Source organism: Romboutsia sp. CE17 (assembly GCF_012317385.1).
In the GTDB taxonomy this organism is placed as follows: domain Bacteria; phylum Bacillota; class Clostridia; order Peptostreptococcales; family Peptostreptococcaceae; genus Romboutsia_E.
This window is the reverse complement of sequence record NZ_CP051144.1, coordinates 2,542,021-2,554,596: the sequence shown is the minus strand read 5'-3', so window position 1 is coordinate 2,554,596 and position 12,576 is coordinate 2,542,021. Positions and strand designations below refer to the sequence as shown.

The window sequence follows — 12,576 nt, the reverse complement described above, 5'->3', positions numbered from 1 at the left end:
GTTTTTAAAATTTAAAGTATAGTTAAGAAAATTTATAGGATATCAGAGTTAAAGATAGAATATATAAATTAAGTATAGTTTATATATTTTATCTTTAACTATAGATAGACTATAAATTTTTAATTTTATAAGCTAAATGATATTTTGCAAAAGGAGGAGGTACTAATGTCAGTACAAAAAGGTAATATATCAATACATACCGAGAATATTTTCCCTATAATAAAAAAATGGTTATACTCAGATAAAGATATCTTTATAAGAGAGCTTATAAGCAATGGTTGTGATGCAGTAAGCAAATATAAGAGGTTAGTTTCATTAGGAGAAGCTAAAGATAATGGGGAAAATGAGTATAAGATAATTGTATCAATAAATAAGGAAGAAGGAACTTTATGTTTTACTGATAATGGAATCGGTATGACAGCTGAAGAAATTGAAAAATATATAAATCAAGTTGCTTTTTCTGGAGCAGAAGATTTCTTTAATAAATATAAGGACAAAATGGATGAAGCTAATGACATAATAGGTCATTTTGGATTAGGATTCTATTCTTCATTTATGGTGTCTAAAAAAGTTCAAATAGATACTAAGTCTTTTATAGATGACGCAGAACCTGTTAGATGGGTATCAGAAGATGGACTTGAGTTTGAGATATCTAAATCTGATACAAAAACACAAAGGGGAACAAGTATTACTCTGTATTTAGATGATGACAGCAAAGAATTTTTAAATGAATATGAAGTAAGAAGTATAATAGAAAAATATTGTTCATTCTTGCCAGTAGAAATTTACTTAGAGACTTCTGATAAAAAAGAAGATGATGAGAATGAGGCTAAAATGGAACCTTTAAATGATACTAATCCACTTTGGTTAAAGTCACCTAAGGATTGTACAGATGAAGAGTATAAGGATTTTTATAGAAAAGTGTTCCATTCATTTGATGAACCGTTATTCTGGATTCATTTAAATGTAGACTATCCATTTAATTTAAAAGGAATACTATATTTCCCTAAATTAAACAATGAGTTTGAATTGGTTGAAGGTAAAGTTAAACTTTACAATAATCAAGTATTCGTAGCAGATAACATAAAAGAAGTTATACCAGAATTTTTATTATTACTAAAAGGTGTAATAGATTGTCCAGATTTACCTTTAAATGTTTCAAGAAGTTTCTTACAAAATGATAGAGATGTAAGTAAGATATCTAAACATATAGTTAAAAAAGTTGCTGACAAATTGAAATCTTTATTTAAAAATGAAAGAGAAGAATATAACAAGTTCTGGGATGATATACAGGTATTCATAAAATATGGATGCCTAAAGGATGAAGGTTTCTATGATAAGATAAAAGATTATGTATTATTTAAAGATATACAAGGAAATTATATAACTTTAGATGATTATAAAGAAGTAACAAAAGATAAGCATGAAAATAAGGTATTTTACGTAAGTGATGAAAAACAACAATCTCAATATATAAAATTATTTAAAGAGCGTAATTTAAATGCAGTTGTGTTAGATTCTAACATAGATAATCATTTTATTTCATTTATTGAGTATAAAGAAGCAGGAACTACTTTCAATAGAATAGACTCAGATATATCAGATGTATTAAAGAATAAAGATGAATCAAAACTATCAGATGATGATAAGAATAAGTTAAAGGAATTATTTAAACAAGTATCTGAAGATAAGGTTAATGACTATTCAGTAGAAAGTCTTAAAAATGAAGATGTACCAGCAATAATATTAATATCAGAACATACAAGAAGAATGAAGGAAATGCAATCTAGATTTGCTGGAATGGATTTAGGAATGAATTTTAATGAAGAGAAAAAGCTTGTTATAAATGAGAATAACACTATGATACAAAAATTATTATCATTAAGGGATAGTGAAGATAAAAAGGAAAAAATAGATTTGATATGTAAGCAGATAATAGATTTAGCTTTATTATCAAATAAAGAGTTAGATCCAGAAGAATTAGAAGGATTCATACAAAGAAGTAATAAGCTTATGAGTATGATAATCTCTTTATAAAATTAATATAAAAAAATAGGATCTTTCAGATTTATATAATTTGAAAGATCCTATTTTTTTATTAAGATATTCTTTTTGTTTCAATTACATTGTTCTCTTTATTTATTTTTAATATAGAGGTACAAGCCATTAGTAAACCTCCATAAGCGATTATAGCGTAAACTATAGAAGAAATCCATGCAACATTCCAGCCAAACTTATCTAGTGTTAAACCGAATATTGGAGTACCAATAGCGAATCCTAAAGCAAAGAATAATTGTATTAAACCAAGTATAGCACCATACTCTCTATCGCCGAATAATGAGCTAGTCATATATGATGGTCCCATAACATATGAGAACATTGATACACCAAATAAAAATGTAAATAGGTATCCAAGTGCATTTATTCTTCCTATAAATAGTAAGCATAATCCTGAGATCACAACTAATAAGCCTGAAAGACCAAATGATTTTGATAGTCCTAGTTTATCGAATAATACGCCGCCAAATAAATTCCCAAATATTGAGAAGAAACCGAATAAAGATGCTAATGTAGCTGATGATATCAATAATATTCCTGAAGCTTCTAAAGTTTGGAAATATGCTATAAATTGTAAAGCGAATCCACTAACATAGAACCCTATAAATATAAAAGATACTGATATTAACCAAAATTGAGGCATCTTAGTTACTTCACCGATTTTATATCCCCAACTTACATGATGTGCAACATCTTGTTGACCTTTTAATTTTCTAGGAACGTTAGCTGCTAACTCATCATCTGATTTTGGCATTCTTATAAATAATATTGAAATTAGTAATGATGCAATTAATGCTATCATACCGAATCTTAAATAAGCTCCCTTGTATCCTATATTTGGGTCAGATAGCCATTTACCAGCTAATATTTGAAGGAATATATTTCCTATACCTCCACCAGAGAATGCAATACCTAAAGCGATACCCTTATTAACTTTAAACCAAGCATTTATAAGAGTAGGAACACCTATTGCGGATATGATTGCATTTCCGAGTTGTACTATCGCGGCTATTACATAGTAAGCATATAATTTATTTCCAGCATATGAATATGCCATAAATCCTGCACCAACTAAAATAGAACCTATTATAAATAGTATTTTAGTATTTATTTTAGTAAATAACTTTCCTATAAAAGGAGATGCGATTGCAGATACAAATGTACCTATAGTAAATATTAGTGTAAATGAAGCATAACTAAAACCTTCTGCATTTACAACATAATTTGTAAAAGTAGGTGGTAAATTAGATGCTACCCCAAATGGTATTGCTTGAATAAGTAAACATGCTATAACAATTATCCATCCATAAAAGAATGTATTTTGTTTGTTATTATCAGATGTACTCATAAATTGAATTCCTCCTTAACTTAAAATAATATTAAAAAATAAATAGATTTTTAATATATAAAATAATAAATTATTTCTATAATGATTATGTTTAGCAATAATATAAAAAAAATGCATTTTGAGTTAAAAATATAAAAATATATTTATGAGGAATAATAAAAAATAATTATTGATAGTAGAATAATTCTGAAATTAAGCGATTTAATTAGGGGTAATGTTTAAACAAATAGAGTATTTGTGAATAGCAAAAAGACTATAATTTATATAGTCTCTTAAATAAAAAATAACTTTTAGTTATTATATTAGCAAAGTTTTGCATGATAAATAACCGATTAAATTCGGCATTTTGAGTTTAAAAGTAAATCTAATCTTATGTTATGATTTGCTGGCGAACAATATATAACAATCTAGTTAATTTACTATGAATTTTTACAAGGTCTAATTTTATAAAATACTTTAAAATAGCTAAACCAAAGCTAATAGCTTTATTTTTAAAATACCATAAATGAGATACTCCAACAAATGAAAATAGTTGACAAAGATTGAAATAAAATGAATCAAATTTATCAACAAAATAAAATGATCCACGAAGTGATAAATATTGGTATTTTTTATTTTTTAAAGTGCTTTAAAGCAATGATATAATAAATTTATTTATATAAAAGTGAATGAAAAATAAATGCTTGACAATTTTTAATGGTTGTTGTTAAAATGAAATAAATTGGCGAATGATATATAACAAGATAATAAATTTTTAGTTTTAATTTTAAAAAATAAGAGAAATCTTTTTAGGTTTAATCAAAATATTTTTATGTTTTGAAATACTCTATTTTTTTATTTTTATACTAAGAATTAATATTATCTTGTTTTTTTATTGCTATTTTTATTTCTAGGTTTAAAAAAAATAAAAAAAGAAATTATATTATTAAAAAAGGAGAAAAAGCATGTTACATCAATTAGAAGCAATTATAACAAGTATTTCTGATGCGGTATGGCCAGTATTTTTACCTTTCATGCTTATAGTTGGAGCATTTACATCGATAAGAACTATAGGTATGATACAAAAGAAAACTACTAAGCCAGCTGGATTAAAATTCAAAAACATAATAGGACCTGCATCTATATCATTAGGTGCTATGATAGGTACTGGAGCAATAATAGGGGTTCTTGGTGCTTTATCAAAATTCTCTGCATCTGGAGAAGTAAATGTAGAAGCTATGGCTATATGGGCTTTAATAGGAGCTTGTATAATGGTACCAGTTTCTTACTCTGAGACTTTAAACTCAAAAATAATGGGTAAAAGTCCTAAAGAATATATAGCAGATTTAATGCATCCATCTTTAGGTATGGTATATGCTGTATGTTTCGTTGCATTAGCAGTATTTGGATTTGGTGGATTCCAATTCTCAGGTATAGATTCAGTTGCTAAGTTAGTAACTAGTGAATTTATGGGAATAAATCTTACTTTAGTTCAAAGATATATGTTCATAGTTGTTCCTGTAATAGCAGTAGTTGCTGCGCTTGTATTATCTAAGAAGCATGAAATATTCATGAATGCTATGACTTACATGATAGGAACAGCTGTAGTTGGATACTTTGTATTCTTCACATTATTCGTTATTAAAACTTCTGGATATATACCAACTTATTTTGCTCATATAATTGAAGGTATGACTAATCCAGTTAATGGATTCTCGGGAATAATGTTAGGATTTGTATTAGGTATGCAAAAAGTATTACAAACTGCTGAAACTGGTTTAGGAGCTTTAGCAATGGCAGCTCAAGAGGCTGACACTAAGCCAAGAGAAGCAGCTATGATATCTTTAATACCTACAGTAATAACAGTAGTAGTTTCTATAGTAGTTACTTCTTATATAGCATCTTATGGTATAAACGCTGGATTAATAACATTCCAAGGTGGAGCTGCTGAAAGATTAGCTGAGTATTTCTTCACAGCTAAAGATGTAACTGGAATGTTTGGACTAATTGTATTATGTGCATTTACAGTATTATCAGCATTAACTACTATATTAGGTTCTTACTACTATATGACAAAATTATTTAAGAAAAACCATATAAACAAGAATATAGCTATATACTTAGCTTTAATAATAGCTGCTGGTACTTTAGCAGTATTTGGAGCTAACGTTGTATTCGAAGCAGTTGACTTATTATTATTCGTACTTTGTGGAATAAACGTTACTGCGTTAGCTATATTTACGCTTAAAGAGTGGAAGAAGCATATAATAACTGATGATAACGATAAAAAAATAGCTTAATTAGTTTATTAAGTATTGTTATATAAAAGTAGGTGAATAACTTATTCATCTACTTTTTTTATGTTTTATAATGAAAGTAGAAAATAATAAAGATATTTTCATGGATAAATATTATTATAAATATTTGAATTAAAGGAGTATTCAAAAAAGTATTATTAAATATATTATATAGGTGGATAATAAATTCTACTTGTGAATAAATATTTAATAAGGTCTGAAAAAATATATAACTTATATCAAGGGGGAGGGATATATATGAGGATGAAGTTTAAAGGTTATAAGAGTAAAAGGATAACTGATAGTAGTGTACCTAATATGTTTGCATTTACTTTTATAAGAAATTTTTTAACGGATAGGGAATATGAGTCTATAAGAGATGAATATTTAATTGGGAATTTAAATAAATCACAAGTTAATCAAGTTATGGGTGATGTAAAGTGGCTATTTAAGAATTATAAGGGATTAAATGTAGTTACGATAGAGGAATCTAAAGGTGATATAACTAAATTTATATTATAATGTTATAAATAAAAAAGATGACTGATTAATCAGTCATCTTTTTTATTTATAATTTATAGATATATTAAGCAGCCTTTTGGCTTGTGAATTCACTTTTTTCTTTGTTCAATTTATTCATACCTATAGTTGCACTTATTAATAATACATAAGCTATAGCAACTGCAGCTAATACTAATATCCAAGACATATCGTATCCAAACTTTTCAGCTAAAACTCCAAATAATGCTGAACCTGTAGATATACCAACTGCAAATAATAATTGGACTATACCTAATATACTACCGAATTCTTTGTTTCCAAAGAATGAACCTGTTAAGTAAGCTGGTCCGATCATATAAGCGAATACTGCTAGGCCTTTTGTTGCAGAGAATAAATGTGCAAATATTACACTATTTTTAGCTAATAATAAGAATGAACCTGAAATTAAAACTAATACTCCAGCAACTATTAAGCATTTTAAAGCTCCAAGTTTATCGAATAAAGAACCACCGATTAAGTTACCTGCTAATGAGCATATTGCAAATATAGAACCAGTAACACCTATTGCAGTAGCATCAAAGTTTAAAGAACCTTGGAAGTATGCAGCGTATTGAACTGAGTACGCTGAAACATATAATCCTATGAATGTAAATCCTAAGCAAAGCATCCAGAAATACTTAGTTTTTGCAGCTTCTTTTAGAGTATATCCTGATACTGCAACGCTTTTATTATCTAAATCAGACACAGAGTTTTTTGATCTTACTATTTCACTAGCGTTTTTAGGCATTCTTACTAAAAATAATGCTATTGGTAAACCAACTATTAAAGCTAATATTCCTAGTACTAAATAAGCACCAGCGTATCCTTGATTAGCTATTAACTGTGTAGCTAATGGCTGTAAGAAGAAGTTACCTATAGAACCACCTGCAAATGCAAGTCCTAAAGCTTTACCTTTAGTTTCTTCATCGAACCAAGCGCTTATTAAAAGTGGTGTACCTATACCTGATATTATACCTGAACCTATTTGAACAACACCAGCAAGTATATAGAAATGCCATATTTCTGTAGCCATAGAAAAAGCAGCAAAACCTCCACCAGCGATTATTGCACCTGTAATGTATAAAACTTTAAGATTTATCTTAGAGAATAAAGAACCTATAAATGGACCAGCTACAGCTGAAACTATTGTACCTATTGAGAACATTAGAGAGAATGCTACTAGTGAGAATCCTCTAGAGTTTATTACAGGATACATAAATAAAGATTGTGTATTTGTGATAACTCCTGCTGGGATAGCTTGGATTAACATACATGCAATAACTATTATCCATCCTGCCGTTAATTTTCTTTTTTTGGTATTTAAATTACTCATTGAAATTTCTCCTTTAAAATTATTTTAGATTCGTATAAAAACTTTTTTTAATGGTTATATAAAATTAAATATATTTGTTATCAAATCTTTAACAATATATTAACACTGAAATTTAAGATAAGGTATCGAATAATGGGGAATTTTAAGGAAATTGCGCATGAAATTTGAATAAATTTGACTCAATTTAATTCACATAAATGGGAAAAATAATATCACTTAGTAGTGATACAATTAAATTTATAAGAAATATAACCAAAAGAATTATAAATTAAAAATTCTAGGAGGTTTTAAATTGAATAATATTACATTTGGAAATATTTTAGAAAATTTATTATATATATCTAATCAAAAGAAAAGTGCATTAGCAAATAAATTAGGTTATGATGTATCATACATTAATAAATGGATATCATCTAAAAATTTACCTAGTTCTAAGAGGATAAATGTAATTTGTAGAGAAATTGCAGAGTTTATAATAGATTCTCTTACGGATATTACTCGTGGTAGCCTAATAAATTATTTTGAAATTGATGATGATAGTGATGAAGAATATTTAATAAACTATATAGAAGAAAAATTAAAAGAAGTATATATGGAAGAAACTAGGGCTATGAAAGATAAGGTAATACAAAGTATTCCTAAAAATACACATTCAGAGGAGTTTTATAATAGTCAATCAAGTATTAAACCAACAGTTATACAAAAAGGATTTGTAAATGAAATTCACTCTATTATAAATAAAGGTGAAGATTTAGATATAGTATTATCTTTTAATTTATTTGACTTAAATTATAAAGATAAAATTTCGTTAGGGAATATGAAAAAAACCTTTTATGAAATAAGTAGGAATACAAATACTAAAATTATAATGCTTATGGGATTGCAAGGAGATGCTAAAGGGCGTGAACATAGAATATTAAATGCTTTAATAGGTATAAATTTAATATCTACGTATCCAGCCTTAGATTTTGAGGTGTACAATTGTAATGTAAATCCAAATTCGACTATATCTGTTATAAAGGATAAATTTGTTCTTAATACTACGCATTATCCTGATGGAGAATGTTTAGTTAGTACTTCTTCAAAAGATAAGAAATTAATAGAAGATATATATTATAACTTAATATATATTCAAAGGCAAAAAGGTAAGCCTCTACGTGAGAAAAAAACACCTTTATCTATGATAGAAGATCAAACATACTTACAATATATAATGAACAATGACTTAAGATGTATATTAGGTTCTATAAATGAATTTTTTATGCCACCTGATTTATTTATGGATGTTGCAGAAAGAACATTTGGTGAAAATGAAAATATAATGAATGAGTTGAAAAAAATTAACATATTCCTTCAAAATGCTACATATAAATCTAAATTAAAGGTGCTTATATATGAAGCAGAATTGAGAAAATATCTTTCTTCAGGTTGTCTTCATTTCTTTAATACACCGGTAAACTTAAGTTTTAAAGAAAGAGAAAGACATATAGAATACCTTGAAAAAATACTTATGGAATCAAATGAAGTAGAGATTAGAATGATTGATGGAAATTTTATAGATGATTTTAGAAATAATGATAATCCTTCTTTATATTTATCAAAGAGTTTAAAAATAAGTAAGATGCACCCTATTTCTGGAAAGAACTATTATTCTATATTAAGTGATATTAAGTTTAAAGAAATGTGCGATGAACTATTTGATGAAATTTGGAATAATAAAACTGACGTAGTTATAGATAATAGAGAGGAGATTCATGAAAGAATATCAAAATCTATTAGCTATACAAGAATAATGAGTGAGAATTTTATAGAAAGTATAAAATAATAAAAAGAATTGTCTTGGTAATAATTTACTTATGACAATTCTTTTTGCATTAGAAAATTATATGTTATAAATCTATATTTAATTAAAAGTTAGGAGAAAGAATATGATAATAGGGGTTATATCTGATACTCATGGATTATTAAGAGAAGAAGTAATTAATAATTTAAGTAATTGCCAATTAATAATTCATGCAGGTGACATTGGAAATGGTGATATAATAAAAAGACTAGAAGAAATTGCGAATACAATATTTGTATATGGTAATATAGATAAAATAGAAAGTTTTGATGCTAAAGAAAAATTATAGAAGTAAATGATACAAGAATATATCTAATACATAATATAAAAGATATAAAATGTGATTTAAAAGGAAAAAAAGTTAATATTGTTGTATATGGTCATTCTCATAAGAGTAAAATAAATGTAGAGGATGATATATTATATTTAAATCCTGGATCAATAGGACCAAGAAGATTTAAACTAGGGACAACAATGATGAAGCTTTATATAGAAGAAGATATAGTTGATTATGACTTTAAATTTGAAAGATACAAGGTAAAGATTATAGATATGAATATATAAAATATTAGAAAGGGATAACTATGTTTGGATACGTAAAAATAAATAAAATGGACCTAACCTTTAGGGAATATGAACACTATAGGGGTTACTATTGTGGCTTATGTAAATATTTGAAAGATAATCATGGAGAAATATCAAGGTTAACATTAAATTACGATATAACTTTTTTAATATTAGTATTATCGGCACTATATAGGCCTAAGTCTAATATTATAGAAGAAGGGTGTATAACGAACCCATTTAAGAAGAAAAAGAAAATTATAAATGAGATAACAGAATATGCTGCAAGTATGAATGTACTATTAGCATATTATAAATTAGAGGATAATCTTAATGATGAAAATAGAATAAAGGATAAGGTTGCATATAACTTATATAAGAAAAAATTAAAGTTAGCTTATGAGAAATATCCTAAGAAAGCTGAATTTATAAAGGCACAGCTAGAAGAACTAAATAAATTAGAAAAAGAAAAAAATATAAATATAGATATGGTCTCTAACACATTTGGTGCTCTTATGGGTGAGGTATTCGTATATAAAAATGATGATTATGAAGAAGACTTAAGAAATATAGGTTTTAATATAGGTAAATATATTTATTTACTAGATGCGTATGAAGACTTGGATAAAGATTATGAAAAAGGAAGATATAATCCTTTTATAGAATACATAGATAAAAGAGAAGAACTAAAAGATAGAGTTGATAAATTAATAAGTATATCATTAGGTATTCTAGCACAAAGTATAGATAATTTGAATTTAAAGATGAATATAAATATAATAGATAATATAGTTTATTCAGGTGTTTATTTAAGATATAAAAGTATATTAGATAAAGGGTGTGAAAGTAATGTATAGTAATACTTATAATAATGAACTTTTTAAAGCAAGAAAGTTAATTGAAAGTAAGGAATTTAAAAAAGCATATGATTTCTTACAAACTGTAAGTAATAAGTGTAGTGAGTGGTATTATTTATCTGGTATATCTGCTATGAATATAGGATATTATGAACAAGGTGAAGATTATATAAAAAGAGCTAAATTTATGGACCCGGATAATGTAGAATATAAAAATGCATTAAATAAATTTAGTAGATATAGAGATAATTATAATCATAGAGCGTACAATTATAATAGAAGAAGACGAAATGACTTAGGTGGATGTTGCTGTTGTTGCTGTGACGACTGTTGCTGTTGCTGTGGTGATGACTGTTGTGAAGATTGCATGAAATTATGGTGCTTAGACTCATGTTGTGAATGCTGTGGTGGAGACTTAGTAGATTGTTTCTAGGAGGGATGTATGAGTAAGAAAATAGCTTATGGAGGTATGTTATTATCTTTAAATGCTATATTGTTGATACTTATAAATGTTATTCCTATAAATACCCTATTTCTTTTAGGTTTGGCATCATTTATTATATCCATAGTTATAGTTGAATGGGGTCCTATAAGCGGGTTAACTTATTATTTAGCATCCGTAGCATTAGGATTTATAATAATGAATAGTAAAATTCAATGGTTAATATATATTTTTACATTTGGTATATATGGGCTAATTAAATATATGATTGAAAAAGATAGACCTATATTTGTAGAATATATACTTAAGTTGTTATTTGCTAATGTTACAGTTTTAATATTGTATATATTAATGAAGGAATTTGTATATATTCCTATAAATTTAATATCAATAATATGTTTTGAACTAGTGTTTATAATATATGACTATATGTATTCTCGTTTTATAGATTATTATGATTATAAAATAAAAAAAATAATTAAAATAAAAAAGGATACCCCTAAAAATAGATAGATATTTTAAGGGTATCCTTTAATTTACAAATTAAAATGTTCTTTTTGATAATCATTAATTTCTTGGTCACAATTACTACAATGATAAGAAGTTTTATTAGGTAAAAATTTACTTAAATCTTTATCATAGATCATTTTTATTTTATCTACGATACCTGTACTTGTTAAATCTAATCCACAAGATATACAGTTTTGAACAGAACTTAGCTTTTGTAAAAAATCATTATTAATTTCTTTTAAAGTATTTTTACAATTATCACAAGTTACATTATCTAGTGTTTTACTACTTATAGGTATTGTTTTATTATTGTCTTTTGAATATTTATATGTAACCTCTTCGGAAACTATATATCCACTTTTAAATATATTTGAGTTACAGTGTGGGCATATAAACTTAGGTATATAAGAGTTATCGCCATTAGAAATTAAATCATGAGTTGAGTTTGATGATTCTTCTTTCTGTAGCTCTTCTTTTTTTCCTGTAAGTATATTATGTATTTGGACATTTTTATATTGATCAGCCACACTCAATAAATGATCTTTGATTGATTTGAAAGTTTTATTTCTAGAAGGAGAATCTAATTTTATTAAATGACTTTCTATTGCGTGTTTAACTATAGCTGGATAATTATACTTAATGGCAAAGAAAAGAACCATCTCATCAAAATTATTGTCCCCCATTTTGTCAGAAAAATCTATCCATAAATCAGGTGATTCGAGATATAGATTTTTACTTAAACTATCAATAGCTTCATTAAGTTCTTCTGAAGTAACTATATTGTTATTACTCATTAAAATATTTC

11 protein-coding genes and 1 pseudogene are annotated in these 12,576 nt (G+C 26.4%); 9 read left to right on the top strand and 3 right to left on the bottom strand.

Translation table 11 applies throughout. The features are described 5' to 3' along the window. Positions 1 to 165 precede the first annotated feature (165 nt). Positions 166 to 2,037, top strand: a complete 1,872-nt coding sequence (gene htpG / locus HF520_RS12165; protein ID WP_168574277.1) for a molecular chaperone HtpG — start codon at positions 166 to 168, stop codon at positions 2,035 to 2,037. A 61-nt stretch (positions 2,038 to 2,098) separates the two neighbouring features. Here htpG and HF520_RS12160 read toward each other — a convergent pair whose 3' ends face one another. Next, entirely contained in the window at positions 2,099 to 3,406 is a 1,308-nt protein-coding gene (locus tag HF520_RS12160) for a conjugated bile salt MFS transporter (protein WP_168574276.1), read from the bottom strand. Positions 3,407 to 4,350: 944 nt separating this feature from the next. Here HF520_RS12160 and HF520_RS12155 point away from each other — a divergent pair. Together HF520_RS12155 and HF520_RS12150 are read left to right on the top strand one after the other, a co-directional pair. Then, positions 4,351 to 5,685, top strand: coding sequence for an alanine:cation symporter family protein (locus tag HF520_RS12155; RefSeq protein ID WP_168574275.1), 1,335 nt, complete (start codon positions 4,351 to 4,353; stop codon positions 5,683 to 5,685). 255 nt (positions 5,686 to 5,940) lie between these two features. Beyond that, positions 5,941 to 6,204 carry a hypothetical protein gene (locus HF520_RS12150; protein WP_168574274.1) on the top strand — a complete coding sequence of 88 codons (264 nt, stop codon included), beginning with the start codon at positions 5,941 to 5,943 and terminating at the stop codon, positions 6,202 to 6,204. A gap of 64 nt (positions 6,205 to 6,268) precedes the next feature. Here HF520_RS12150 and HF520_RS12145 read toward each other — a convergent pair whose 3' ends face one another. Next, a complete protein-coding gene (locus tag HF520_RS12145) occupies positions 6,269 to 7,555 on the bottom strand; it encodes a conjugated bile salt MFS transporter (RefSeq protein ID WP_168574273.1) in 1,287 nt (428 codons plus the stop codon). A gap of 292 nt (positions 7,556 to 7,847) precedes the next feature. On the opposite strand from HF520_RS12145, the gene HF520_RS12140 reads away from it, so the two are divergent. From HF520_RS12140 to HF520_RS12115, 6 genes and pseudogenes are all read left to right on the top strand, one after another. After that, the gene (locus tag HF520_RS12140) at positions 7,848 to 9,380 is read left to right on the top strand and encodes a hypothetical protein (protein ID WP_168574272.1); all 1,533 of its coding nucleotides are present in this window, start codon (positions 7,848 to 7,850) and stop codon (positions 9,378 to 9,380) included. A 103-nt stretch (positions 9,381 to 9,483) separates the two neighbouring features. Continuing rightward, positions 9,484 to 9,687, top strand: a complete 204-nt coding sequence (locus tag HF520_RS12135; protein WP_168574271.1) for a metallophosphoesterase family protein — start codon at positions 9,484 to 9,486, stop codon at positions 9,685 to 9,687. Continuing rightward, positions 9,681 to 9,836: pseudogene (locus tag HF520_RS15510) on the top strand (metallophosphoesterase family protein); the annotation flags it as partial. The gene HF520_RS12135 and the pseudogene HF520_RS15510, both read left to right, overlap by 7 nt. Before the next feature lie 146 nt (positions 9,837 to 9,982). Then, entirely contained in the window at positions 9,983 to 10,819 is an 837-nt protein-coding gene (locus HF520_RS12125) for a DUF5685 family protein (RefSeq protein ID WP_168574270.1), read from the top strand. After that, entirely contained in the window at positions 10,812 to 11,252 is a 441-nt protein-coding gene (locus tag HF520_RS12120) for a hypothetical protein (protein WP_168574269.1), read from the top strand. The genes HF520_RS12125 and HF520_RS12120 overlap by 8 nt, the downstream gene beginning before the upstream one ends. A gap of 9 nt (positions 11,253 to 11,261) precedes the next feature. Next, complete coding sequence (locus HF520_RS12115) at positions 11,262 to 11,774, top strand: hypothetical protein (protein ID WP_168574268.1); 513 nt, start codon at positions 11,262 to 11,264, stop codon at positions 11,772 to 11,774. Positions 11,775 to 11,797: 23 nt separating this feature from the next. Here the strand turns inward: HF520_RS12115 and HF520_RS12110 are convergent, their stop codons facing one another. Continuing rightward, positions 11,798 to 12,565 (bottom strand): hypothetical protein, encoded by a 768-nt coding sequence (locus HF520_RS12110; RefSeq protein WP_168574267.1) that lies wholly within the window; start codon positions 12,563 to 12,565, stop codon positions 11,798 to 11,800. Positions 12,566 to 12,576: the final 11 nt, after the last annotated feature.